22 protein-coding genes and 4 tRNA genes are annotated in these 24,445 nt (G+C 65.9%); 21 read left to right on the forward strand and 5 right to left on the reverse strand.

Annotation, left to right across the window (positions count from 1 at the left end; translation table 11 throughout):
- Window positions 1–10: 10 nt before the first annotated feature.
- The 11 genes from WG208_RS01520 to WG208_RS01570 all read left to right on the forward strand — a co-directional run bounded on the left by WG208_RS01520 (window position 11) and on the right by WG208_RS01570 (window position 10,732).
- On the forward strand, window positions 11–589 hold the full coding sequence (locus WG208_RS01520; protein WP_337169550.1) for a hypothetical protein: 579 nt from the start codon (window positions 11–13) through the stop codon (window positions 587–589).
- A gap of 88 nt (window positions 590–677) precedes the next feature.
- Window positions 678–2,099 (forward strand): cysteine--tRNA ligase, encoded by a 1,422-nt coding sequence (gene cysS / locus WG208_RS01525; RefSeq protein ID WP_337169551.1) that lies wholly within the window; start codon window positions 678–680, stop codon window positions 2,097–2,099.
- 90 nt (window positions 2,100–2,189) lie between these two features.
- Window positions 2,190–2,262: transfer RNA gene (locus tag WG208_RS01530), tRNA-Thr, on the forward strand.
- A 38-nt stretch (window positions 2,263–2,300) separates the two neighbouring features.
- Window positions 2,301–2,383 (forward strand) — tRNA-Tyr (locus WG208_RS01535).
- 75 nt (window positions 2,384–2,458) lie between these two features.
- Window positions 2,459–2,531: transfer RNA gene (locus WG208_RS01540), tRNA-Gly, on the forward strand.
- A 149-nt stretch (window positions 2,532–2,680) separates the two neighbouring features.
- Window positions 2,681–3,241 (forward strand): hypothetical protein, encoded by a 561-nt coding sequence (locus WG208_RS01545; protein WP_337169552.1) that lies wholly within the window; start codon window positions 2,681–2,683, stop codon window positions 3,239–3,241.
- Window positions 3,242–3,278: 37 nt separating this feature from the next.
- The gene (locus WG208_RS01550; RefSeq protein WP_337169553.1) at window positions 3,279–3,800 is read left to right on the forward strand and encodes an ECF-type sigma factor; all 522 of its coding nucleotides are present in this window, start codon (window positions 3,279–3,281) and stop codon (window positions 3,798–3,800) included.
- A gap of 15 nt (window positions 3,801–3,815) precedes the next feature.
- Complete coding sequence (locus WG208_RS01555) at window positions 3,816–6,560, forward strand: serine/threonine-protein kinase (RefSeq protein ID WP_337169554.1); 2,745 nt, start codon at window positions 3,816–3,818, stop codon at window positions 6,558–6,560.
- 90 nt (window positions 6,561–6,650) lie between these two features.
- A tRNA-Thr gene (locus WG208_RS01560) sits at window positions 6,651–6,723 on the forward strand.
- A gap of 111 nt (window positions 6,724–6,834) precedes the next feature.
- Window positions 6,835–10,035, forward strand: a complete 3,201-nt coding sequence (locus tag WG208_RS01565) for an ATP-binding protein (RefSeq protein ID WP_337169555.1) — start codon at window positions 6,835–6,837, stop codon at window positions 10,033–10,035.
- A gap of 22 nt (window positions 10,036–10,057) precedes the next feature.
- Entirely contained in the window at window positions 10,058–10,732 is a 675-nt protein-coding gene (locus WG208_RS01570; protein WP_337169556.1) for a response regulator, read from the forward strand.
- Between the two features lie 5 nt (window positions 10,733–10,737).
- Here the strand turns inward: WG208_RS01570 and WG208_RS01575 are convergent, their stop codons facing one another.
- The 5 genes from WG208_RS01575 to WG208_RS01595 all read right to left on the reverse strand — a co-directional run bounded on the left by WG208_RS01575 (window position 10,738) and on the right by WG208_RS01595 (window position 16,062).
- Window positions 10,738–11,283: a DUF1003 domain-containing protein gene (locus WG208_RS01575; protein ID WP_345786948.1), complete on the reverse strand. Its 546-nt coding sequence runs from the start codon at window positions 11,281–11,283 to the stop codon at window positions 10,738–10,740.
- 69 nt (window positions 11,284–11,352) lie between these two features.
- Window positions 11,353–12,735 (reverse strand): TolC family protein, encoded by a 1,383-nt coding sequence (locus tag WG208_RS01580; protein ID WP_337169558.1) that lies wholly within the window; start codon window positions 12,733–12,735, stop codon window positions 11,353–11,355.
- Window positions 12,736–12,758: 23 nt separating this feature from the next.
- Entirely contained in the window at window positions 12,759–13,973 is a 1,215-nt protein-coding gene (locus tag WG208_RS01585) for an ABC transporter permease (RefSeq protein ID WP_337169559.1), read from the reverse strand.
- Window positions 13,970–14,728 (reverse strand): ABC transporter ATP-binding protein, encoded by a 759-nt coding sequence (locus WG208_RS01590; protein WP_337169560.1) that lies wholly within the window; start codon window positions 14,726–14,728, stop codon window positions 13,970–13,972. The genes WG208_RS01585 and WG208_RS01590 overlap by 4 nt, the downstream gene beginning before the upstream one ends.
- 11 nt (window positions 14,729–14,739) lie before the next feature.
- Window positions 14,740–16,062 carry an efflux RND transporter periplasmic adaptor subunit gene (locus WG208_RS01595; RefSeq protein ID WP_337169561.1) on the reverse strand — a complete coding sequence of 441 codons (1,323 nt, stop codon included), beginning with the start codon at window positions 16,060–16,062 and terminating at the stop codon, window positions 14,740–14,742.
- Between the two features lie 304 nt (window positions 16,063–16,366).
- On the opposite strand from WG208_RS01595, the gene WG208_RS01600 reads away from it, so the two are divergent.
- The 10 genes from WG208_RS01600 to rpoB form a co-directional block, all read left to right on the forward strand.
- Entirely contained in the window at window positions 16,367–17,587 is a 1,221-nt protein-coding gene (locus tag WG208_RS01600; protein ID WP_337169562.1) for a histidine kinase, read from the forward strand.
- Entirely contained in the window at window positions 17,584–18,432 is an 849-nt protein-coding gene (locus tag WG208_RS01605) for a LytTR family DNA-binding domain-containing protein (RefSeq protein WP_337169563.1), read from the forward strand. Before WG208_RS01600 ends, WG208_RS01605 begins: the two co-directional genes overlap by 4 nt.
- Window positions 18,433–18,759: 327 nt before the next feature.
- Window positions 18,760–18,912, forward strand: a complete 153-nt coding sequence (rpmG, locus tag WG208_RS01610; RefSeq protein ID WP_012682337.1) for a 50S ribosomal protein L33 — start codon at window positions 18,760–18,762, stop codon at window positions 18,910–18,912.
- 2 nt (window positions 18,913–18,914) lie between these two features.
- Entirely contained in the window at window positions 18,915–19,148 is a 234-nt protein-coding gene (secE, locus tag WG208_RS01615) for a preprotein translocase subunit SecE (RefSeq protein WP_337169564.1), read from the forward strand.
- 10 nt (window positions 19,149–19,158) lie between these two features.
- Entirely contained in the window at window positions 19,159–19,716 is a 558-nt protein-coding gene (gene nusG, locus WG208_RS01620; protein ID WP_337169565.1) for a transcription termination/antitermination protein NusG, read from the forward strand.
- A 165-nt stretch (window positions 19,717–19,881) separates the two neighbouring features.
- The gene (rplK, locus tag WG208_RS01625) at window positions 19,882–20,304 is read left to right on the forward strand and encodes a 50S ribosomal protein L11 (RefSeq protein WP_337169566.1); all 423 of its coding nucleotides are present in this window, start codon (window positions 19,882–19,884) and stop codon (window positions 20,302–20,304) included.
- A 5-nt stretch (window positions 20,305–20,309) separates the two neighbouring features.
- Entirely contained in the window at window positions 20,310–20,999 is a 690-nt protein-coding gene (gene rplA / locus WG208_RS01630; RefSeq protein ID WP_337169567.1) for a 50S ribosomal protein L1, read from the forward strand.
- A 15-nt stretch (window positions 21,000–21,014) separates the two neighbouring features.
- Window positions 21,015–21,518: a 50S ribosomal protein L10 gene (gene rplJ / locus WG208_RS01635; RefSeq protein WP_337169568.1), complete on the forward strand. Its 504-nt coding sequence runs from the start codon at window positions 21,015–21,017 to the stop codon at window positions 21,516–21,518.
- Window positions 21,519–21,599: 81 nt separating this feature from the next.
- Entirely contained in the window at window positions 21,600–21,986 is a 387-nt protein-coding gene (gene rplL / locus WG208_RS01640) for a 50S ribosomal protein L7/L12 (RefSeq protein ID WP_337169569.1), read from the forward strand.
- A 176-nt stretch (window positions 21,987–22,162) separates the two neighbouring features.
- Window positions 22,163–24,445 (forward strand): DNA-directed RNA polymerase subunit beta (gene rpoB, locus WG208_RS01645; protein WP_337169570.1); only part of this gene is annotated, 2,283 nt, incomplete at its 3' end.

Genomic DNA, 24,445 nt, shown 5'->3' on the forward strand with positions numbered 1-24,445 from the left:
GCGACGCCTCATGTCGCCACTTCTTGCTCTCTTTCATGCCACCGCGGAATGGCAGGCGGGTCTTCCCCCGGATTGCCTCGTGTCCGTGCGTTATCTCGACGCGATCTCGCTGTCCATCGATCGCGGAGACTGCCTGGTCGTGCGTCACGACGATCCGGCAGGCGCGCGGGTCCTGCTGGCGGCGCTGGCAGGCAGTCCGGCCACGCTGCAGGCTCGCGGCTGGCGCGGTGAGCGAAAGGCGTTCTCGGGGCTCCGGATCCGTCGCGCCGCGATCCGGAGTGCTGTGTTGCCCTGGATTCTCTCGGGGTGGCGGATGCCCCTGGAGAGACCCGCGGGGCTTCCCCTCCGGGCGGTGGCAGAACCCGCGGTCGCCAGACCGGCGGTGATGCCGCCCCTGGTTCATCTGTTTCGCGCCTCGCGGGAGGGTGACGTCAGCACGGTCGAAGGGGAATGCTGGCGTCGATGGGCCCGGGACCAGCGCGAGGGTGGCAACGCCGTGGTCCTGGTCGTCGGCGCGGAGATGCTGCCGCAACCCGGAGAAAGCGCCGTTCGCGCACTGCGCCTGCGCGATGGCCAGCTTGGTCCATAGATTTCCCGGATTCCCCATGTTCCCGAGCCCCGCTGCCGAGCGCCGAGCGCCGACGGGGGGCGTATCACCGTCTTCCTGCTCCGTGTTCATGCCCCAGTTCCGCCTGTACAACACGCTCACGCGCCGCGTGGAGCCGTTTGCGCCCGCCGATGGTCATACGGTGCGCATGTACACGTGCGGACCCACGGTCTACAATCCGGCCCATCTGGGCAATTTCCGCACGTTCCTCTTCGAGGATCTGCTGCGGCGGGTGATCCGCCTCGCCGGCTGGCAGGTGGAGCAGGTCATGAATCTGACCGACGTCGACGACAAGATCATCCGGAAGGCGGCCGCCACCGGGCAGGACATCCTGCAGGTCACCGAGCCGTTCACGGCGCTGTTCCATCAGGATCGGCGGTATCTGCGCATCGAGGATGCGGAACGGTATCCGAAAGCCACGGAGCACATTCCGGAGATGATCGCACTCGTGGAGCGTCTGGTGGCCAACGGGGTGGCGTATGTGGCGGACGATGGCTCGGTGTATTTCGCCATCGACCGGTTCCCCGACTACGGCAAACTGTCGCAGCTGGACAAGCGCGAAGTGAAGAGTGGCGCGCGTGTGGCGCAGGACGAATACGCCAAGGAGAACGCGCAGGACTTCGCACTCTGGAAGAGCGCCAAGCCTGAAGACGAGGCCACGGGCGCCGCCTGGGATTCCCCCTGGGGACGTGGGCGTCCCGGGTGGCATCTCGAATGCTCGGCCATGGCCATGAAGTATCTGGGCGAGACGTTCGATCTGCATGCCGGTGGTATCGATCTGATCTTCCCCCATCACGAAGACGAGATCGCGCAGAGTGAGGCGGCCACGGGCAAGCAGTTCGCACGCTGCTGGTGCCACGGGGAGTTCCTGCTCACCGACGGGGCCAAGATGGCCAAGCGAGTGGGGAACGTGGCCAACGTGGTCGAACTACGCGAGCACGGGATCAGTGGCACGGTCTACCGGCATTTCGTGTTCAACGCGCACTACCGCAAGCAGCTCAATCTGAGCGAGGACTCGCTCGACCAGTCGCGGGCGGCGGTGAACCGCATCGGCGCGTTTGCGCGACGTCTGGCGGAAGCCTCGGCCGGCACACCGGCCTTGGCCGCGGCGGCCGACCGGGCGCAGGAGGCCTTCATGGCCGCGCTGTTCGACGATCTCAACGCCCCCGAGGCGATGGCCGCGCTCTTCACGTTCATCTCGGAGGCCAACCGCGAGTTCGATATCGCCGCCGCCGAACCGGCGGTGGCTGACGAGGCGGCTCTGGGACGGGCGCGGGAAGTGTTCGCGTTGATGGACGGCGTGCTGGACTTGGTGCCGGAACAGGTGTCGGACGACGAACTGGCCGCCTGGGTGGAGGAGCAGCTGGCGGCCCGCCGGGCGGCCCGTGAGCGACGGGATTTTGCGGCGGCCGACGCCATCCGGGCGGCGCTGACGGCACGGAATATCCTGATCGAGGATGGCCCGACCGGCACCCGCTGGCGTCAGGGCTGAGCCACTCGGGGCCCCGGGGAGCGGCCCCGCCACCTACCCAAAGGTGGGGGTGCCGATTATCCTTGGGGACTCCGGGAGTTCGGGTCCTTCGCTGACGTAGCTCAGTTGGTAGAGCAGCTGATTTGTAATCAGCAGGTCAGGGGTTCGAGCCCCCTCGTCAGCTTCGTCCGGCGGTGCCGGTCCGGAGCATCGACGGACTTGGGTGGGGTACTCAAGTGGCCAACGAGATCAGACTGTAAATCTGACGGCGCAAGCCTTCGAAGGTTCGAATCCTTCCCCCACCATTTGCAGCAGCAGGACCAGCAGTCGTGTCGTCGCAGGACCGGCGGTCATACCGCTCGGAGCAGTGTGCCAGCCTTGCGGGAGTAGCTCAGCTGGTAGAGCGCAAGCCTTCCAAGCTTGATGTCGCGGGTTCGAGCCCCGTCTCCCGCTCTGTTCCAACCTGTTTCCCACGCACGCCCCGGCAACGTTCGCGTTGGCGGGGCGTGGTGTTGCCGGGGGCTCACCACGGGCCATGACGGTCAGCCATGGGTTTTTGCGCAAAGCGGAGTGCCGTTCCCTCCTCCTTCACCCCGCTGACCATGCCCTCCCGTTCCGGCTCCCTCTCCTCGTCGCTCCGCGCCCTGGCGGCCACCGCGCTCACCGCCCTGATCATCCCCTGTGCTTCTATCGCCGCGCAGGGCTTCACCGCCGGTCCGATCTACGCCGGTCCCCGCGTGTGGCTGGGCAATCTCAATGGGGCCACGGCCATCGGCGTACAGGCCGAAAAGGGCTTCACACAGCCCGGCAAGTACGGCTCGGGGATCATCTCGTTCGGCGCCGGTGTCGATCACTACTCGTGGGACTGGAGCTATCCTGGCGGCAGCTACGAGTACTCTGTCACGCCGATCCAGGTCTTTTCGAACTACCATTTCAAGATCACCACACAGCCCAAGCTCGATCCGTATGCCGGCCTCGCGCTCGTCTACTCGGTGGTGAGTGCGTCCTACACGGGCATTGGCAGCGCGAGTGCGAACGCCAGCACCACCGACATCGCCGGTCATGTCGGCGCGCGCTACTTCCTGAGCGACAAGTTCGCCGTGCAGGGGCAGGTGGGTTTCGGATACGGCACGCTCTCACTCGGCGCCACCTGGCGGTTCTGAGATTGCCGCGCGGCACGTTGGCGTCCACATTTGGCGGGTGTCCGGGGACCAGGCTGCACTCGACGCGCTCTTCAGTCTCACCTACGAGGAACTACGCCGGCTCGCCCAACGCGTCCGGAGTGGTGAGCCGGGTGTGTCGATCACGCCGACCACTCTCGTCAACGAAGCGTGGCTCAAACTCGCCGCGTCGCCGGCCGCGGCCAACACGTCACCGCTGCATTTCAAACGCATTGCGGCCCGCGCCATGCGGCAGGTGCTCGTCGAAGCGGCCCGTCGACGTCGTGCGGAAAAGCGCGGCGGTGCGCAGGTCGTCCATGTCACGCTCGATCACGACATCGGCGCGCGCGACGAGAGTGACGACGTGATCGCTCTGCACGATGCGCTCGATCGGCTGGCGGTGCTCGCCCCGCGTCAGGCCCTGCTCGTCGAAAGCCGGTATTTCGGCGGGCTCGATGTGGGTGAGACTGCCGAACTGCTGGGCGTGAGCGAGTCCACCGTGCTGCGTGAATGGCGCGTGGCGCGGGCGTGGCTCGCTCGCGAACTGCAGACGGCTCCCTGAGGACGGTGGACGTTCATGACGGCGCCTGATGCGTCACACGACGGGACGCCGGAGCGGTGGGCGCGTGTGCAGGCGCTGTTCGATGCGGTGGTCGATCTTCCCGTCGCCTCGCAACCGGAACGCCTTCGTGCGCTCACCGACGACGCACGCCTGCAAGATGAGGTGCTGCAACTGCTGCAGGCCGACCGCGCGCCGGCCGGCCTGATCGATCGCCCCCTCGAGGAGGTCGCGGCCCGGCTCATCGATTCCTCGACGGGATATCTCGATCGCACGATCGGTCCCTATCGTCTCCGCACGCTGCTCGGCGAAGGGGGCATGGGGGTGGTGTATCGTGCGGAACGCGAGGATCTGCCACGGCCCGTGGCGCTCAAGGTCCTGCGCGATGGTGCGCTGTCGCCGGCCCGCCGCGCCCGTTTTCTGGCCGAGCAGCAGGCCCTCTCGCGCCTCACGCATGCCGGTGTGGCGCAACTGTTCGATGCCGGCACGTTCGACGACGGGACGCCCTGGTTCGCCATGGAGTACGTGCCCGGTGAGCCGCTGGACGTCTATTGTGAACGGCACGGGCTCGATCTCGATGCGCGACTCGCTCTGCTGGAGCGCGTGTGTGATGCCGTGCAGCACGCGCACGAACACGCCATCGTGCATCGGGATCTCAAGCCGTCGAATGTGCTGGTGACCGATGGCGGCGATGTGAAGCTGCTGGACTTCGGTATCGCCAAGCAGTTGCTCACGGCCCGCGACGATACCGCGACGCACGATCCGGCTGTGCACGACGCGGCCCCGCACGACACCACCACACAATCCCAGTTGCGACTCATGACACCGGCCTATGCCGCGCCCGAACAGGTGCGCGGCGATCCGGTGGGCGTCTACACCGATGTGTATGCGCTGGGCGTCATGCTCTATCAACTGGTGGCGGGACGTCTGCCGTTCGATCTCTCACGATCGACACCCGGCGAAGCGATGACCACCATCGTGGAGCAGGAGCCGGAACGACTGTCGGTGGTGGCGCAGCGCCGGACATCGTCGTGGGTGTCGTCGATACGACGGGCGCAGTGGGCCGATCTCGATCTGCTGAGCGCGACGGCCATGCACAAGGATGTCACGCGACGCTATCGCACGATCGATGCTCTGCGCCGGGACATTCAGCATTTCCGTCACGGAGAAGCGCTCGAAGCGCATCCCGACAGTCTGTCGTATCGTGCCGCCCGATTCCTCAGGCGGCGATCGCGGGCCGTCATCGTCACCGCGGCCGCCGTGTTGCTGGTGACGATCCTCGGCACGGCGTTCGTGGCACAGATCGCGCACGCACGGGATGCGGCCCGTGCGGAATTGCATCGACGCGAGGAGTTGCAGCAGTTTCTGCTGGCGCTGTTCACCGGCAACGAGAAAGGGGCGCCGCCCGACAGTCTCCGGATCACCACCGTCATCGAACGCGGGGAACGGCAGGCGACGATGCTCGAACGCGATCCGCTGGTGCAGGGCGATCTGCTCGTGGCGCTGGCCCGGATCCAACGGGCCCTCGGCAACTACGACCGCGCGGATTCTCTGGTGCGGGCGGGCATTGCGGCATTGCAGCAGGCCGGCGATACCATTGCCGTTGCCGATGCCTTCCTCGCGCGCGCCGATCTGCGTCTCGAGCAGGCGAAATATGCGGACGCCGACTCGCTGCTCGATGAAGCCGGCGCGCTGGTCGCGGCGCATGACCCCGGCCGGCGAGGTGGACTCGGTTGGCTGCGTGGCAACAATCGACGTCAGGCTGAAGCGGCCATCGAAGCGCATCTCCTCGATCTACGGGGCCGGCGTCAGGTGTTGCAGGGGCAATACGACTCGGCGCGCACGACACTCGATGCCGCGTTGCGCAGTGTGCCGCCCGGTCACCCCGATCCCATGCTCGTCACGGATATCCTGGGTGATCAGGCCGACGTGGCATTTTACACGGGCGCCTACGATCGGGCCGATTCACTCAACCGGAACGTCCTGGCCCGTGTGCGGCGGTATGCCGGGGCATTTCATCCCCGTGTGGCCAGCACCATGGTGAATCTGGGAGCCACCGAATTCGATCGTGGCCGGTACGTGGAAGCGGAACGATGGTTCCGCGAGGCGCTCGGGATCACCGAGCGCTACTTCGGATCGGATCATGTGCAGGTGGCGTCCACCCGCACCATGCTCGGACGGGCGCTCGTGTTCCAGAATCGCCTGGAGGAAGGCACCGCGGCGCTGCAGGAGGCGCTCCAGGTGCAGGAGGCCAGTGTGGGGCGTGCCCACCCGAGCGTGGCCAGCATCCTGAATGAGCTGGGCAACGTGGCCATCCGCCGCAAACAGCTCGACAGCGCCGATGCGTATTTCGCCCGCATGGCCGATGTCTACCGGGCCAGCAATGGGGATGCGCATTTCACGGTGGCCGTGGCGCTGTCCAACCGTGGCACGGTGGCGATGGAGCGCCGGGATCTTCCCGCCGCCGAACGATGGTTTCGTGAAGTCGTGCGCCGTTTCGCCGCCGCGCAGGGTGAGGAGCATCTCAATACGGGCATCGCCCACATCAAGCTGGGGCGGGCGCTCATTCGGCAGGGGCGTTGGCGCGAAGGCATCAGGGAGTCGGAAGCCGGATACACGATCGTGAAAGCCGCGGCGGCGCCGGGCGTGAGCTTCCTGCAGGCGGCCCGACGTGATCTGGCGGTGGCCTATGATTCCATCGGGCAGGGGCCCATGGCGTCGAAATACCGCGCCGAAGCCGCGCAGTACGATCCTCCCAAGTAACGTCGCGGTGGGGGGCGGCCCTGCGCATGGGCGGGGCTGACGCCTTGTCCGCGTCCCGTTCATTGGATAGCTTGGGTGTCTCGTTGTACTGCTCACGTAGCTCAGTCGGCAGAGCACATCCTTGGTAAGGATGAGGTCACCGGTTCGATCCCGGTCGTGAGCTCTTGGTGTTGTGGGGCTGGAGTATGCGGGAAATGATCCGGCGGAAGTATGATCCGGTCATGATTGACAGTTTCCTCCCCGAGCGCGCACCACACAGGCGATAAGGGTCCGCATGGTCACGAGACTTCCGCGCCTGATCGCCGGCCTTTCGGCTTTGGTGGCGCTGTTTCTGTCGGGACTTCTCCTGGGTGCGGGAGACGTGGGTGCGCAGCCGCGCGCGAGTCGCCTGCGGGTGGACCCGGTGGACAACATGGTCAGCGCCCGCATATGGGGCGTGGAGCAGGGCCTGCCCCAGGGGTCGGTGACCGAACTGGCGCTCGACGCCGACGGGTACGTGTGGGGAGCGACCTTCGGTGGGCTCTTTCGCTTCGATGGGCAGATCGTCACCCGCTATTCGGCCACCGACGTGCCGATGCTGGTCTCGAATTCCGTGACCGCCCTGCTGTCCGCGTCCAATGGTCTGCTGTACGTGGGGACACCGTTGGGCACCGTGGGGCGGCTGCGCGAAGGGCAGTTTCTCGATTCGCTGCCGTCGCAGCGGGGACCCTTGTTGCACGGGGTGGATGCGCTGGCGATCGATGGCGGTGGGACCACCTGGATGCGCAGCGGACGGGGCGTTCACAGCTTCCGCGATGGTCGATGGCGCGCGACGCCACTGCGTCATGAAGCGTACACGATGCTGGCCATCGATCGGGAAGGGGCCTTGTTGTATGCCGGCCCTGATGGACTCGTCCGCGTGCAGGGGGACAGCGATGTCGTGCTCGCCCCCACGAAGCAGATCCCGGCCGACGACAACAACTATGCGTTGCATGCCGACCGTTTCGGACATGTCTGGGTCGGCCAGCCCGACGGACTGCATGTGCTCCGCGGCCGGGAATTGCAGCGGGTGGCCGGCATCGAGGGCCGGGTGCATGCCATCACGTCCGATGGGCGCGGCACCGTGTGGGTGGCCGGCGACAGCCGGCTCTATCGCTTTCGGACGGGTGCCTCGCAGGCCGTCGTCTCGACGCCCGATCTCGTATTGCGGACCAACAGCGACATCGTTTCGCTGCTCGTCACGCCCGACGATGTGCTCGTGGGCGGCACGCTGCAGGGACTGTTCACCATGCGCGAGAGCGTGGTCCGCGTCGTCGAGAACCCCGCCGGCGAGCGACACCGCGAAGTCTCCTCGATGGTGCCCGCCGGTGGTGGACGCATCTGGGTCACCGGCAGCTGCACCGATGTCTATCTGATCGATGAGCAGGGGCGCGCACTCGATTCGATCGCCCGCCCCGACGACGGCGGGTGTGTGCGGAGTCTGCTGCTCGATCGACGCGGCGCATTGTGGTTCGGCCACGATGGCAAGATCAAACGACGCGATGCGAACGGACGCGAGCGTGTGTGGACGTTGCCGAAGTGGGGCGACAATCTGAATCTCGCGCGGCCCCTGCTGCTCGTTGGCGACACGCTGCTGTTCGGTCTGTCCGATGGCCGGATCGGCAGCATCGGTGCCGACGATTCCCTGCGCATGGTCCCACCCTGGCATCGGGTGTCCAATCTCGCCATCGAGTCGATGAGTCGCGACGACGACGGAGCGATCTGGGTCGGACAGTTGGGACGCCTCACCCGATGGCGCGGCGCTTCACTCGAGGTCTTCGGACCGGAGCAGGGTGTTCCCCGGGCGGTACCGAGAGCGCTGCTGCCCGAATCGGGACAGGGCATCTGGATCGGCACGTATGGCAGCGGGCTCTGGTTTCTCGCCCCGGGCCAGCGCGCGCGCGCCGTGCCGCTCGTCGACGAAACCATCTCGGCGATTCTTCCCGACCGGCGTGGGCGCCTCTGGATGCCGGGCAATCGTGGTGTGAGCATGCTCTCGCGCGATGGACTGCGTCGCTGGCTGCAGGACAGCATCGATGTGCCGGACGTGCGTCTGCTGAGTGACGGAGATGGGGTGCCCGAAGGCAACGCCGGATATCCGGCGGCGGGTATTCTGGCGTCCGAGATTCTCGGATTTGCATCGGTGGCCGGACTGGTGACGGTGCACGAACGGCAGATTCCTTCGGCGGCGACGACGTCCACCGTCCGCATCGACGAGATCCGCACCTCACGCGGACGGCGCCGGGTGGAGAACGGCCGTCTTCGACTCGCGCCGGATGAACGTATCGTGCTGCTGACCTTCAGCGCGCCGACGTTCCGGTTTGCCGATGAAGTGCAGTTCCGGTATCGACTGGAAGGGCGCGACGCCGAATGGGTGCCGGCGGGCATCAATCGCGAACTGCGTCTGGTGGCCGATGAACCGGGACCGTACACGCTGCGTCTGGAATCGCGCGTGCCGGGGGGCTACTGGCAGGCGGCGCATCCGGTGCTGCTGGATGTCCGGCCGATGTTGCTCGAGCGGCAATCACTGCGGGTCCTGTTGGCCATGGGGATCCTGGCCGTGGCCATGTCGTTCTATCGTCAGCGGATCAATACGCTCAAGGCCGTGGCCCGGGCGCGGGAAGTCACACTCAATGCCCGACGCGACGCGGCCGAGGAAGCCGCGCGGCACGAGCGTGAGCTGGCGCAGGTGGGAAGACTGGGGGTGGCCGGTGAATTGACGGCTTCGCTGTCGCATGAACTCGGACAGCCGTTGGCCGCGATCGTGAACAATGCCGAAGTCGCCCGGCGCATGGTGGAGCGCGCGCCGCAGGGAGCGGCTGTCGATCGAAGTGCGCTCGATGCGGTGTTGCGCGACGTGGTCAGGCAGGGACATCGGGCATCGGAGATCGTGCGCGAGTTCCGACGTTTCCTCAGACGTGAAAAAGGTGAACGGGAGACGCTCTCCGTTCGCGAACTAATCGACAGCGCGTTCCTGTTGCTGCGTCACGAGTACAGTGAAGCCAATGTCCCCATCGAGGTGCGGATTGCGGAGCGCACACCGACCATCACGGTCGAACGCGTTCTGCTGCAGCAGGTGATCGTCAATCTGCTGCAGAATGCGCTCGAGGCCGTGCGACGTGCGCCGGGTGGACGTGTCCTCGTCCGGGCGCGTCCGGTCGCGCGGGGCATCCGCATCACGGTGCTGGACAATGGCCGGGGGTTTTCCAGAGAGGTGCGTCGTTCGGCATTCGAGCCATTCGTGACGTCCCGGGCAACCGGCATGGGACTGGGGCTGGCCATCGCCCGACGGGTGGTGGATGCGCATGGCGGACATATCGGGCTGGGGCGCTTCCCAGGAGGCGGCGCCGTCGTATCCTTCTGGATCCCGTCCGTGCCGACTCCTTCGGAACATTCCGATTCACTTGTGCCGCCACAGGTCGTGGCATCGGCATTCCGGGAAGAAACGTTGTGGTGATGACGATATCCGGAGTGACGTGATGGAAGAGAACGATCGCAGGCCGACCCCGGTGGAGTCGGCGGCAGCGGGCATGATAGGGGTGTTGCAGACGAGTGCCGTCATCGCGGTGGTGGATGACGATGCCGCGGCACGCATCTCCCTCGTGCGTCTGCTGCAGTTGGAGGGATACGATGTGCGCGGATTCGATTCGGCCAATGCGCTGATCGAAGCGCCCGATGTCGGTGAGTACTCCTGCATCGTGACGGATCTGCGGATGCCGGGCCTGACGGGACTCGATCTGCAGCGGGCGCTCGATCTGCGAGGCGCTTATGTCCCGCTGATCTTCGTGACGGCGTTCGGCACGGTGCCCGTCAGTGTCGAAGCGATGCGCGGCGGTGCGGTGGATTTTCTCGAGAAGCCGGCCGATCCGGCGGCATTGCTCGATGCGGTGCAGCGGGCCGTGGCGCGCTGCGCGGAACATGCGACACGGCGGAGCGTGGTGGCCGGCGTGCGGCAGCGTGTGGAACGCCTCACCGCGCGCGAACGGGAAGTCTTCGAAGGCGTTGCGCGGGGTTTGCCCAACAAGAGTATCGCCACCGAACTCGGTATCGCGCTCAAGACGGTGAAGGTGCACCGGGGCCGCGTGATGACGAAGATGGGAGCGGAGTCGGTCGCCGATCTCGTCAGAGCGAAGGAGATCCTGGGCGGTACGTGACCGTCTCAGGTCGAGGTGCGTGATTCCGCGGTGCGTTCCATGGTCTGACGCAGCGCGACCATCTCACTCTGCAAGGCTTCGAGGCGACTCTGCACGAGCCGGATTTCGAGTTCGGCCTTGAGGTTCACTTCGTAATCGTTGCGCGTTTCGAGCCGGTCCCGTTCGGCCTGACGGTTCTGCGACATCAGGATGACCGGCGCCTGCAGAGCCGCCAGCATCGACAGCATGAGATTCAGAAAGACGAACGGATAGGGATCGAAAGCGTCCTTCTGCGGCGCGAGGATGACGGTGTTCAGTATCGTCCACGCGATCATGACGAGCACGAAGAGACTGATGAAGGGCCACGACCCACCGAATCCCGCGAGGCGATCGGCCATGCGGTCACCGAAAGTGCTCTCGGTACGGAATTCGTGCTCGGTGTCCCGCACGAGTGGCAGATCCAGCAGCAGACGGCCGAGAGCCCGGCGTTCGTCTTCGGACAAACCATGAAAGGCTGCCGAGCGCAGCGATTGCAGAAGCGCTTCTGACGGAGGGAGTTGGTCGGCCGGCATCGTCGGAGGGATCGGAGGACGAAGCGGGGAGCGACGTCCGGATGACGCCGCTCCCGCTGACCAAATTGTCTAGCGCGGCGCCGCTCCCGACAAGGCCGCGAGTGATGCCACTTCGGGTGTCATGTCACCGACATAGTACGACATCGTGGACTGCTGGAAAGCCACCGTGTACTTGGCGGTGATGACGGCACTGGCCGCCTGCACGAGTTGCGCCCGTGCGGTCGTGACCTCCACCAGGGTGCCCGCGCCGACTGCATACCGACGGGCCTGCGTGTTGGCGGCCAGTTCCGCGGCCGCGTACTGCGCCCGGGCGGCATCATACTGTTCCACCGCTGCCGTGTGATTGAGATACGCCTCGCGTACCTCGGCGGCGACGGCCAGACGGCGGTCCTGCACCGACAACCGGGCGTTGTCGGCCGCGATACGCGCCTGCTGCGCGGCCACACTCGACTGCCGGCGGTCGAAGATCGGCACACTCAGTGCCAGACCGAGCGATCCGCTGCGCCGCTGGTTGAACTGATCGCCGAACGAAAGATTGCTGGCCGAGTTGAACGCCGTGCCGTACCCCAGACTCATGGACACCTGCGGCAGACGCGAGCCGCTGGCGTTGCGGATGGTGAAAGCCGTCGCTTCCAGCCGGGTGTCGAGCGCCTCGAGATCGGCGCGCGAACCCAGCGCCTTCGTGAGCAGGCTGTCGAGATCGAAACGCACCACGCGGATCGAATCGGAAATGCTCGGCGCCATGAAATGATAGGACCCGCGCGGGTCGAGCTGCAGCGTCCGGATGAGCGACACACGCGCGAGTTCGAGATCGCGCTGCGCCGTCACCAGCGCATACTGTGAACTCGCCACCGTCGCCTGCTGCTGGTACTGATCGGAGATCGGACGCGCACCCGCGCGCACCATCCGCTGGATGACCGAATCCTGCGCCATCTGCGCCGCGAGATTGTCGCGCTGCACCCGTACCTGTTCCTCCCGCTGCACGAGCGTGAGGAATCCCGCCGCCGCGGTGAAGACGGCGGTCTGCCGAGCCCGCGTCAGATCGGAATCGTTGGCCTCGTTGCTGAGCCGCGATTCCCGCAACTGCGCCGTGTTGCGTCCGCCGTCGTACACGGTCAGCGCCGAATTGGCGTTCAGATTGACGGACGTGGTCGTCTGGTCGACGATGCGCCCTTCGTTCTGATTGAACGTGTAGCCGTACGACTCCGACGTGTTCGTGCTGACGGAGAACGACGGCAGGAACGCGGCCGAACGCTGACGGACGGTGGCCGTGCTCGTCGCGACGGCATTCTCGGCCTGCCGCACCGCGACATTCTGCTTGAGCGCGAGGCGGACGGCGTCGTCGAACGTGATGGTCACCGGAGTGCCCTGGGCGAGCGCGCCGGATGCCGTGAGCGCGAGGAGGCTGGCGATCGCGAGGCCGCGCCGTTGGATCGCGTGGAACGGGTGCATGATGTATGTCCTCCGGTGCGCGCTCATTCGTAGCGCAGCGCCTGAATGGGATCCAGCGCCGCAGCCTTGCGCGCCGGGTAGTAGCCGAAGAAGACGCCCACGGCGGCGGAGAAGCCCGTGGCGATCATGACGGCGGTGACCGAAGTGGTGGTGTGCCAACCCGTGATGTGACCGACGATCATCGACCCGCCGATGCCCACCAGCAGTCCCACGATGCCGCCCATGAGACAGAGCACCACGCTCTCGACGAGGAACTGCGTCAGCACGTCCGAGCCACGCGCGCCGATGGCCATGCGGATGCCGATCTCGCGGGTGCGCTCGGTGACGGAGACGAGCATGATGTTCATGATGCCGATGCCGCCGACCACGAGCGAGATGGACGCGATGGCTGCCAGCAGCGCGGTCATCACCGTCGTGGTGCTCGTGGCGGTGGTCGCGAGCGCCGACTGATCGCGCACCGTGAAGTCATCGGCGCCCCCGCCGATGCTGTGCGATTCGCGCATGATGCCCTTGATCTCTTCCATCGCCGCCGGGATCTGCTTCGTATCGTTGGTCATCGCGAGGATGGACCCGATGAAGAAGAAATTGCTGATGCGGGTCTGCGCCGTGGTGTAGGGCACGACCGCGATGTCGTCCTGGTCGGTACCGGTGGCCGCCTGTCCCTTCTTCGACATCACGCCGATGACGGTGAACGGCGTGCGACCGAGACGGACGCGCTGCCCCACGGCATCCCCGTCGGGAAAGAGTCCGTCGGCCACCGTCTTGCCGAGAATCACCACCGTACGCTTGCCCTGCACATCGTCATCCGTGAACTCCACCCCGCTTTCCACGGTCCAGTTGCGGATGCGGAAGAAGTCGGTGGAGACGCCGTTCACTTCCGTGCGCCAGTTGCCCGAGGGACCGACCACCTGCGTGCGCGTGTTGATGACCGGCGACACCCCCGCGAGCAGCGTGGCCTCGCGCCGGATCTTGTCCACGTCGTCGATGGTGAGACGATTGAAGCTCTGGGCGCCCTGATTGGAACCGCCTGCCTGCGACGAGCCGGGCGTGATCACGATCAGATTGGTGCCCAGCGTGGCGATCTGCGATTCGATCTGACTGCGCGCGCCGGCGCCGATCGCCACCATCACGATGACCGCGGCCACGCCGATCACGATGCCCAGCATCGTGAGGAACGTGCGCATCTTGTTCTTGACGATGCTCTGCATCGCCATCCGAAGCAGTACGATCAGCTTCATGCCACCACCTCCTGCGCGTCGTAGGCCGCCAGGTCGGCGGCGGCGTCCCCGCGGTCTTCCACCGGGTGATCCTTGCGGATCGTGCCGTCGCGCATCTCGACGATGCGCTTGGCGTAGTGGCTGACTTCGGGTTCGTGCGTGACCAGGAGGATGGTGATCCCCTGGTTGTTGAGTTGCTGGAACAGCGCCATCACATCGAGTGTGGTGCGGGTGTCGAGATTGCCCGTGGGTTCGTCGGCGAGCAGCAGCGTGGGGCTCGTCACGAGAGCCCGGGCGATCGCCACCCGTTGCTGCTGACCGCCCGAGAGTTCGCTGGGGTGGTGATCCATGCGCTTGCCCAGCCCCACGCGCTCGAGAGCCGCCCGCGCCATGGCCTTGGTGTCCCGATGCCGGCCGAGGCGATCGTAGAGCAGGGGCAGTTCCACGTTGTCGAGTGCCGATGTACGCGAGAGCAGATTGAAGCCCTGGAAGACGAACCCGAGCTTGTGATTGCGCAGATCGGCGCGCTCGTTGCGCGTCATGCCGTCCACCCGCACGCCATCCAGCAGATACGATCCCGCGGAGGGCGTATCGAGGCAGCCGAGGATGTTCATCAGCGTCGACTTGCCGGATCCCGACGTGCCCATGACGGCGATGAACTCGCCCGGCATCACCGTGAGATCGACCTGTCGGAGCGCCGCCACTTCGTTCGAGCCCATGTGATAGACCCGGGTGAGACCCCGGACTTCGATCACGGGCGTGGTTTTTTCGGTCATGTCACCTCCGATCAGAAGGGACCCGGGGGACCGCCACGGCCACCGCGCTGCTGCTGTTGCTGGAACGGGCTGCTGGTGGTGCCGGATGTTGCCGCGCTCCCGCCCGCGTTGATGCCGATCACGACCTGCATGCCCACGGTGAGACTCTCACCGCGGATCTCGGTGCGCGTGCCGTCGGTGATGCCGGTGTGCACCCGATGCGGCACGAGCTTGCCCGCCTCGAACGTGTAGATGGTGCCCGCATCGGAGCGCGCACCGCCGGCCCGGCGGCCCTGACCGCCCATGCCGCCCGCACCCGGGGCACCGCCACGCTGTCCGCCCTGCGCGCCGGTCGATGCACCGGCGGGCGCACCGGCCGGCGAGCCCGCGGCACTCGCGCCCGCGCCACGGCCACCAGCGGCCTGCGCCGTCGAATCCACCGGGGGACGGAATCGCAGCGCGGTGTTGGCCACCATGAACACATCGTGCGCTTCACCGGTGATGAACTGCACCGTGGCTGTCATGCCGGGCAGCAGCACTCCGTCGGGATTGTCGACGTTCACCACCACCGTGTAGCTCACCACGTTGTTGGCCGTCGTCGAAGCCAGGCGCACCTGCTGCACCTTGCCGCGGAACCGGCGGTCCTGGAACGACTGCACGGTGAACTCCGCCAACTGGCCTTCCTTGATGGAGCCGATGTCGGTTTCGTCCACCGACGCCAGGATCTGCATCTGCGAGAGATCGTTGGCGATGACGAACAGCTTCGGTGCCGACAGACTGGCGGCCACCGTCTGCCCCAGATTGACGGCGCGTTCGATGACGACGCCGTCGATGGGCGCGTAGATGTTGGTGTAGGCGAGATTCTGGCGCGCGCGCTCGAGCGCGATCTGCGCCGACGTCACGCTGGTCTGCGCGAGCGCATAGGTGGTGCGCGCCGTGTTGTATTCGGTTTCGGTGACGATCTTCTCGTCGTGCAGCGTCTTGGTACGCTCGAACTCTTCCTTCGCCTGCGCCAGCGAGGCCTGCGAACGGGCCACACCCGCCTCGGCATCCTGCACCGCCTGGCGCAGCAGGATCGGATCGATGCGCGCGACGAGCTGTCCCTTCTTCACGCGATCATTGAAGTCCACGAGCAGTTCGGACACCTGCCCGGAGACCTGCGTGCCGACTTCGACGGTCTTCACGGCACTCAGTGTCCCCGACGCCGATACGGTCGAGCGCAGGGAACCCTGCTCCACGGTGGCAAACCGGTACGTCGGAACTTCGGCGCCACGCTTGGTCATCGTCCAGAAGCCGGCACCGGCGATAGCGGCAACGACAACCGTCGCCGCGGTGATCTGCATCAACCTGGTCATGGTGGTTCGGATGAGGGTGGATTGGGCGGGGGCGCCCGGCGCGGGCCCACACCACGGCGGTGGGGCACGGTCCACTCACCCTTGGTAGACGGCGGCCCGGACGGATGTTTATGGCCCTGGCATGAACCGCCGCCTGGTGTTCCGAACGGTGGGTCTGAACCCACGAACGACGGGGAGCTGCACACGAACCGCCGGTGGCCCATGGGACCGGTGGCCTACACCGCCGTCATCGCTCCTGCCCAACCGCTCACGACCCTTGCCTCCGCTGCTGGCGCCCCCCGCGGCGCTCGCAGTATGCTGGATCATGCCCACGGATCTTCAGCCTGCGGCCCTGACGGCGACGGGCACGCGCTCCGCGCTCTCGGTTCGTGTCTCGCGGCGCGAGCGGCTGCTCATTGCGGCGTTCTGGCTGCTGTATGCGGTGGTGACCGTGGTGAACCTGCTCTTCGGTGGGCGCCGCGGCCCCGACGGCACCTCCGATGCCACCATCTTCTGGGTGGCCATCGCCGAGGCCGTGGGCTGGGCGCTGGTCACGCCCACACTTTTCGAACTGGTGGCCGGCCATACCGTGGAGGAAGGGCAGGACAACCTGACCTCCGGTGAGTTGCTGCGCTTCGTTCTCGTGGGCCTCGGTGTGGTGGGGGTCATGACCGCCTTCGGCGTGGCGCTGCGATCGTTGTTGTACGCCCCGCGCCCAGGCGGAGGCGGACCGCCCATCTGGTTTCCGTTCACCAACAACGCCGTGCTGTACGGTGCGGTGATCGCGGCCGGACTCGCCCGGGCCTATTCACTGCAGTCGCGGTGGCGTGAGCAGCGCGCCGTGCGCCTGGAGGCCGAACTGGCACGCGCGACACTGGCCACACTGCGGCAGCAGATCGATCCGCATTTTCTGTTCAACACGCTCAATCTCATTTCCTCACTCGTCGACCGGGATCCCAAAGGCGTACGCCGCATGATCGCCCGTCTGAGTGAACTGTTGCGGGCGAGTCTCGAGACCGGCGGCCGTCAGGAAATCACGTTGCGGCAGGAACTCGCCCTGCTGGGCGCGTACCTCGAGATCATGCGCATGCGATTCGGATCGCGCCTGGAGATTTCGCAGACGGTGGACGAATCGCTGCTCGATGTGTTCGTGCCGAGCTTCCTGCTGCAGCCGCTGGCCGAGAATGCGGTGCGGCACGGGATCGAACCGCTGCGTACGCCGGGGCGTGTGGAGGTGTCGGTATCGCGCGATGGACACGACCTCGTGCTGCGGGTGTGCGACAACGGCAGCGGCGAAGGGTTCGGTGAAGCAGCCGATGCGGACGACGCCGTGCGCCGCGCGCTGCGCAGTGCCTCGCGCGGCGCCTCGGCCTCGGTGTTCGACGATGAAGACGACGAGGTCGGCGCGCGGCACGGCATCGGACTCGCCAATACGCGGGCCCGTCTCACGCAATTGTATGGACAGGAGGCTTCGCTGGAATTGCGACGGATGGAGGACCGCACGGTCGCCGAGGTCCGCATTCCGCTGGCCGGGGAGGTGTCGTGAGCGCCACTACCCCTGCCCATACTCATGCCGGTAGCCATCCCAATACGCGGTTGCGGGTGCTGATCGTCGACGACGAGGAATTCAACCGGCTCCGGTTGCGCGACCTGTTGGAAGCCCAGTCCGACGTGGACGTGGTGGGAGAGGCCGCCGACGGCGTGGAGGCCGTGGAGCGTATCAGGGCCTTGCGCCCCGATCTGGTGTTCCTGGACATCCGCATGCCGGGGCTGTCGGGATTGGATGTGGTGCGGCAGATCGGCCCCGAGTCGATGCCGGCGACGGTTTTCGCGACGGCGTATGACCAGCACGCGGTGGAAGCGTTCCGGCTGGCGGCGCTGGATTTTCTGGTCAAGCCGTTCGACGACGACCGGTTTGCCGAGACGCTGCAGCGGGCCCGGCGGCTGGTGGCCCTCAATGATCTGGCGACCATGCGGGCCCGGCTGCTAGACGTGCTGGGGACGACCGCCGAGCCGCCGGTTGAAACTCCGGGGCCGGCCGGGGGTTACCTGGAGCGGATCGCGGTGGAGGAGCAGGGGACCATCCGGCCGATCGCGGTGGCGGACATCGACTATATCCTGGCCAGCGGTCCCTACGCCGAGCTGGTGGTGGCGGGGCGGCGTCACCTGGTCCGGGAGTCGATGCAGTCGCTGGAGGATCGTCTCGATCCCCGGCGGTTCCTGCGGATTCACCGGTCGGTGATCGTGCGACTGGACCGGGTGGAAGGGCTGCGGCGCGGGGCGGGAGGCGACGGGGAGGTGCTGCTCAAGGGCGGCGGCCGGTTGCGGGTGAGCCGGACCCGTCGGGAGGCGCTGGAGCGCTGGCTGGGGCTGGGCGGCCAGCCCCGGTAGCGGGGGCTGGCGGAGCAGGGCCGACGCTCTCTTGCGCGGATCTTCGGCGGCGCTTCGGGCGCGGAGCGCAAGGGACTAAGCGCCCATCAGCGCGGCACTTGCGGGTCTTTGGCGGGTCGTGTGGACAGCGCGGGCCCGTGACTTGCGGGTGGCGTCGGACCGCGCTACGTTGCAAGGCTCACCCCGTACCGGCCAAATCCCGGGACTGGGTGTCTGCAGGATATCGCAGAACTCTGCGGGATATCGCAGAACACAGTGCTGGACCTACAGTCGCACGTAACGCAGCAGCACGCATAAACGCAGCAGAACGCAGTACGGAGCCGGATCATGCCGCGCGAGAAGATCATCCTCGGGTGCACCGAGTGCAAGAACCGCAATTATTTCACGATGAAGAACAAGCGTCTTCATCCTGAGCGCGTGGAGTGGAAGAAGTACTGCCCGCGCTGCAACAAGCATCAGACGCACAAGGAAACCAAGTAGTCATGACTGCTCCCGTCGAGGTGAACCGCCCGGGAGTCGGCACGCGGCTGGTCACGTTCTACCATGAAGTGGTCGCCGAGATGAAGAAAGTGACCTGGCCCGACCGCGCGCAGCTGCAGCAGTCGACGATCCAGATCCTCATCTTCGTGCTGGTCCTTGGTGCCGTGATCGGGTTGGTGGACGTTGCGCTGCAGGCGCTGCTGGTGCGTCTGCCGAGCATGCTCTTCGGGGGCTGAGTCCGCACCCATGACCGTGTCGATACTCGAGCACCGTTGGTACGCGATCCAGACCACGTCCGGCCACGAGAACAAGGTGCAGCGCCTGATCCAGCGGAAGATCGACATGGATCCGGCGCAGCCCGAGGACCGTCTCATTCGCCAGGCGCTCGTGCCGACGCAGGATGTGGTGGAAATCAAGAACGGCAAGAAGGTCACCGTCGAACGCAAGATCTTCCCGGGCTACGTGCTCGTGGAGATGGTGGCCAGTCAGGATACGCTCCACGAGATCAACGCCATTCAGGGCGTGATCAAGTTCGTGGGGAAGGACAAGGATCCGATGCCGCTGCGGGACGACGAAGTGCGTCGTCTGCTGGGGCAGGCGGATCCGGCCGATGAAACGCCGGTGCGCGAGGAGATTCCGTTCCTCGTGGGACAGGCGGTGGCGATCAGCGAAGGGCCGTTCGCCGACTTCAATGGCACGGTCGAGGAAGTCCTCCCCGACAAGGGGAAGGTCCGGGTGTCGGTCAGCCTGTTCGGCCGGCCGACCTCGGTGGAGCTGGATTACCTCCAGCTCCGCGGGTACTAGGAGAAGCCGTTCCGGGTTCGGTGTTCAGGGTTTGGCGTCCCCAAACCGCGAACCCTGAACCCGAAACGCTGTTGGCAGTCCGTCGCCACCACACGACGTGAAATACCGTGGCAGCAAGACCACGCGCGGATGGTCCGCGGGTGGAACTCGCGATGAGGAAGTCGCATGGCCAAGAAGGTCACTGGATTCGTCAAACTGCAGATTCCTGCAGGCAAGGCGAACCCGGCGCCCCCGGTAGGTACGGCCCTCGGTCCCCAGGGTATCAACATCATGGGGTTCTGCAAGGAGTTCAACGCTCGCACGCAGGGCGGGGATATGATCATCCCCGTCGAGGTCACGATCTACGCGGACAAGTCGTTCACCTTCATTCTCAAGACGCCGCCCGCGGCGGAATTGATCAAGAAGGAGCTCGGCGTGGAGAAGGGCTCGGGTCAGCCGAACAAGGTCAAGGTGGGCAGCATCAGCCGCGCGCAGCTGGAGAAGATCGCGACGGCCAAGATGCCCGACCTCAACTGTGATTCCATGGAAAGTGCGGTGGCGATGATCGCCGGAGCCGCGCGGTCGATGGGCATCACGGTGAAGGATTGAGCCTCATGAAGACCTACGGGAAGAAGTACCGCGGCGCGAGCGAGCGTCGCGAACTCGGCAAGTCGTATGAGGCGAAGCAGGCGATCGCCCTGGTGAAGCAGATGGCGTTCGCGAAGTTCGACGAGACCGTCGAAGTCGCGATCCGTCTCGGGGTCGATCCGCGTCACGCCGATCAGGTCGTGCGCGGTACGGTGGTGCTTCCGGAAGGGACCGGCAAGACGATGCGCGTGCTCGTCATCGCCGCCGGTGCCAAGGTGCAGGAAGCGCAGGACGCCGGCGCCGATTTCGTGGGAACCGAGTATCTCCAGAAGATCAAGGATGGCTGGCTCGACTTCGACGTCATGATCGCCACGCCGGACCAGATGGGACAGATCGGCCAGTTGGGTCGTGTCCTCGGTCCGCGCGGTCTCATGCCGAACCCGAAGGCGGGCACCGTCACGTTCGACGTGGGCAAGGCGGTCCGCGAGTCGAAGGGCGGCAAGATCGAATTCCGCGTCGACAAGGGTGGCAATGTGCACGCCCCGATCGGCAAGGTGTCGTTCGCGCCCGAGCAGCTCGAGACCAACTTCTCCGCACTGATGGATACCATCGTGCGTGCGAAGCCGGCCGCGGCGAAGGGTCTGTACATCCGCAACGTCGCGATCTCGAGCTCCATGGGTCCTGGCGTCACCATCGACACCACGCCGTTCCGGTAAGAGGGAGACGTCACCATGAAAGGCAAGCCGAAGGCCAAGCAGAGCGACAAGCAGATCCTGGTGGACAGCCTGAAGGCGCAGTTGACCGGCGCGCAGGCGCTCTACTACACCGACTTCACGGGTCTGAACGTGAAGCGCATGACGGACCTGCGCCGCCGCCTGAAGAAGGCCGGTGTCGAGTACGTCGTGATCAAGAACACGCTGGCGCTCCGTGCCGTCAACGAGAGCGGGCTGGTGGCCCAGCGTCTGAAAGGTCCGACGGGGGTGGTGGTGGCGAAGGACGCCATCACGGCGGCCAAGGTGCTCTCCGACTTCGCGAAGGAGAACGACCAGAAGCCCGCGGTGAAGGGCGGCATTTACGAGGGCAACGCGGTCGACGAGGCGATGGTCAAGAAATTGGCCGCCCTGCCGACGCGCGAGGACGCGCTCTCGATCTTCGCCGGCTACCTCAACAGCATCCCGATGATGTTCGCCCTCGCCCTCGACGCCCGCAAGGCGCAACTCGAAGGCTCCAACTGAGTTCCCCAGGCGTACGCCGAAAGGCGTTTGTCTGATCACACGCCCCAGGCTCCCTGGGGGAGATACGGAGAAAGTACCACCATGGCTAACACGACTCTGAGCAAGGACGAGATCCTCGACGCGATCGGCGCGATGAGCGTCATCGAGCTGTCCGAGCTCATCGAAGCGTTCAAGGAGAAGTTCAACGTCACCATCGCCGCGGTTGCCGCGGGCGGCGGCGGCGGTGCGGCGGCCCCGGCGGCCGCGGCCGAAGAGCAGACCGAATTCACGGTCATCCTCAAGGAAGCCGGCGCCAAGAAGATCCAGGTCATCAAGGTCGTGCGCGAGCTGACCGGCCTGGGCCTCAAGGAAGCCAAGGACCTGGTCGATGGCGCGCCGAAGACGCTCAAGGAAAACGTGTCGAAGGACGAAGCCGCGCAGATCAAGGCCAAGCTCGAGGCCGAAGGCGCTGGCGTCGAAGTCAAGTAAAGTCCGGCCCAGGCCAGTCTCTACGTCGACACTCCGCAGTTCCGTCGTTGTATCGCTCCTCCCCGGGGGCGCCGGTCACGAAACCGTGACTGGCGCCGTCGGGGACGGAGCGCTTTGCGCCTCCGGTTTCCCGGATTGTGCGCACCCCGCACGAGGGTGAGCCCCACAAGGATATGATGAACCAGATCTCGTTCGCGAAGCTCGAGACGGGCATGGATATGCCCCACCTGCTCGACATCCAGACGCGCGCCTTCGAGTCGCTGCTGCAACTGGATGCCGCTCAGCAGGAGCGCGAGGACGTCGGCCTCGAGCGCGTCTTCAAGGACCTGTTCCCGATCACGGACGTCCACGAGAATTTCTCGCTGGAGTTCGTCCGGTACAGCCTCGGTGAACCGAAGTACACGGTCGCCGAGTGCATCGAGCGCGACATGACGTACTCGGCCCCGCTCAAGGCCACCCTCCAACTGGTCATCTTCGAGGATACCGGCGACGGCAAGCGCCCCCGGAACATCATCGAAAAGGAAGTCTATCTCGGCGAACTGCCGCTCCTCACCGAGCTCGGCACCTTCGTCATCAATGGCGCCGAACGCGTCATTGTCTCCCAGTTGCATCGCTCGCCCGGCGTCGTGTTCGAAGAGAGCACGCACCCCAACGGCCAGCGCCTGCTCTCGTCGCGGATCATTCCGTTCCGTGGCTCGTGGGTGGAGTTCACCGTGGACATCCACGATGTGATCTACGTCCACATCGACAAGAAGAAGAAGTTCCCCGCCACGGCGCTGCTGCGCGCCTTCGGGTACGGGGAGAACCGCGACATCCTGCGCCTCTTCTTCGCCGAGCGCGATCTCGATCTCATGAAGAAGCGTGAGACGCGCAACGACCAGCGTGAAGTGTTCGGCGCGATCATCGCCGAGGACATCACGCTCGAGGGCGAAGTCACGGCCGCGGATGCGCCCAAGCCCAAGACCAAGAAGGCCAAGGCCGAGCGCGAACGCTCCGAAGCCCAGCTGCTGGTGCGCGAAGGCGACGAACTCACCGAGGAAGTGCTGAACCGCCTCGTGCGGCAGGGCGTGAAGACGGTGAAGGTGTTCGCCTCGTACACGCAGATCGACCTGCGCGACGAACAGGACGCGATCGACCGCGGCGAGCGCGAAGTGCGCCGCACGCTGGCGCGCGACGTCGTCGATCAGGACACGGGCGAGGTCGTGGCCGAGAAGGACACGCAGCTCACCGACGCGGTGATCAAGCGCATCCGCAAGGCCGACATCGTGAAGGTGTTCGTGTTCGTCGCCTCGGGTCGTGCCGAGTCGACGCTCATCAAGAACACCCTCGCCAAGGACCCCACCAAGGCGGAAGAGGAAGCGCTCAAGCAGATCTATGCGCTGCTCCGTCCGGGTGATGCGCCCAACCGCGAAACGGCCAAGCAGGCGCTCGAACGGCTGTTCTTCTCGCCCAAGCGCTACGACCTCGGTCGCGTGGGCCGCTACAAGATCAACCAGCGTCTGCGCCTCAACACGCCGATGAGCACCACGGTCCTCACGAAGGAAGACTTCGTGGAGATCATGCGCCAGCTCGTCGAGCTGCACGAGGGCCGCGGCGATGTGGACGACATCGATCAGCTGGGCAATCGCCGCATCCGCTCGGTGGGTGAGCTGATCGCGAACCAGTTCTCCGTCGGCCTCTCGCGCATGGCGCGTCTGGTCAAGGAGCGCATGTCGATCAACACCGATCCCGAGAAGATCAGCCTCGACGATCTCGTCAACGCCCGCACGGTGTCGGCGGTGATCCAGGCTTTCTTCGGATCGTCGCAGTTGTCGCAGTTCATGGACCAGACCAACCCGCTCGCCGAACTGACGCACAAGCGTCGTCTCTCGGCGCTCGGCCCGGGCGGTCTGACGCGCGAGCGCGCCGGTTTCGAAGTGCGAGACGTGCACTACTCGCAGTACGGCCGCATGTGCCCCATCGAAACGCCGGAAGGTCCGAACATCGGCCTCATCACGTCGCTCGCCTGCTTCGCCCGCGTGAACGATCTCGGCTTCATCGAGACGCCGTACCGCGTGGTGAAGGAAGGCCGTGTGACGGGCGAGATCGTGTGGCTCGACGCCAACCGCGAAGAGGACGCGATCATCGCGCAGGCCAACGCCAAGCTCAATCCCGACGGCACGTTCGTCGAGGATCTGGTGCTGTCGCGTAAGCGCGGTGACCTGCCGCTCGAACCGCCGGCGAACATCGACTACATGGACGTGGCGCCGGAGCAGCTGGTCTCCATCGCCGCGGCGCTGATTCCGTTCCTCGAGCACGACGACGCCAACCGCGCGCTCATGGGCTCGAACATGCAGCGTCAGGCCGTGCCGCTGCTCAACCCGCGCACGCCGCTGGTGGGCACGGGGCTCGAAGCCACGGTGGCCGTCGACTCCGGCGCGGTGATCATCGCGCGCCGCGCCGGCGTGGTCACCAGCGTG

Origin of the sequence: Gemmatimonas aurantiaca, assembly GCF_037190085.1 — a bacterium.
Taxonomy (GTDB): domain Bacteria; phylum Gemmatimonadota; class Gemmatimonadetes; order Gemmatimonadales; family Gemmatimonadaceae; genus Gemmatimonas; species Gemmatimonas aurantiaca_A.

Coding starts and splice junctions, on each gene's coding strand:
- WG208_RS01590 (WP_337169560.1), bottom strand. CDS start 14,728: ATGACCGAAAAAACCACGCCCGTGATCGAAGTCCGGGGTCTCACCCGG.
- cysS (WP_337169551.1), top strand. CDS start 678: ATGCCCCAGTTCCGCCTGTACAACACGCTCACGCGCCGCGTGGAGCCG.
- WG208_RS01575 (WP_345786948.1), bottom strand. CDS start 11,283: ATGCCGGCCGACCAACTCCCTCCGTCAGAAGCGCTTCTGCAATCGCTG.
- WG208_RS01545 (WP_337169552.1), top strand. CDS start 2,681: ATGCCCTCCCGTTCCGGCTCCCTCTCCTCGTCGCTCCGCGCCCTGGCG.
- rplA (WP_337169567.1), top strand. CDS start 20,310: ATGAAGACCTACGGGAAGAAGTACCGCGGCGCGAGCGAGCGTCGCGAA.
- WG208_RS01595 (WP_337169561.1), bottom strand. CDS start 16,062: ATGACCAGGTTGATGCAGATCACCGCGGCGACGGTTGTCGTTGCCGCT.
- rplL (WP_337169569.1), top strand. CDS start 21,600: ATGGCTAACACGACTCTGAGCAAGGACGAGATCCTCGACGCGATCGGC.
- rplK (WP_337169566.1), top strand. CDS start 19,882: ATGGCCAAGAAGGTCACTGGATTCGTCAAACTGCAGATTCCTGCAGGC.
- rplJ (WP_337169568.1), top strand. CDS start 21,015: ATGAAAGGCAAGCCGAAGGCCAAGCAGAGCGACAAGCAGATCCTGGTG.
- WG208_RS01585 (WP_337169559.1), bottom strand. CDS start 13,973: ATGAAGCTGATCGTACTGCTTCGGATGGCGATGCAGAGCATCGTCAAG.
- rpmG (WP_012682337.1), top strand. CDS start 18,760: ATGCCGCGCGAGAAGATCATCCTCGGGTGCACCGAGTGCAAGAACCGC.
- WG208_RS01565 (WP_337169555.1), top strand. CDS start 6,835: ATGGTCACGAGACTTCCGCGCCTGATCGCCGGCCTTTCGGCTTTGGTG.
- WG208_RS01600 (WP_337169562.1), top strand. CDS start 16,367: ATGCCCACGGATCTTCAGCCTGCGGCCCTGACGGCGACGGGCACGCGC.
- secE (WP_337169564.1), top strand. CDS start 18,915: ATGACTGCTCCCGTCGAGGTGAACCGCCCGGGAGTCGGCACGCGGCTG.
- WG208_RS01580 (WP_337169558.1), bottom strand. CDS start 12,735: ATGCACCCGTTCCACGCGATCCAACGGCGCGGCCTCGCGATCGCCAGC.
- WG208_RS01520 (WP_337169550.1), top strand. CDS start 11: ATGTCGCCACTTCTTGCTCTCTTTCATGCCACCGCGGAATGGCAGGCG.
- nusG (WP_337169565.1), top strand. CDS start 19,159: ATGACCGTGTCGATACTCGAGCACCGTTGGTACGCGATCCAGACCACG.
- WG208_RS01555 (WP_337169554.1), top strand. CDS start 3,816: ATGACGGCGCCTGATGCGTCACACGACGGGACGCCGGAGCGGTGGGCG.
- WG208_RS01570 (WP_337169556.1), top strand. CDS start 10,058: ATGGAAGAGAACGATCGCAGGCCGACCCCGGTGGAGTCGGCGGCAGCG.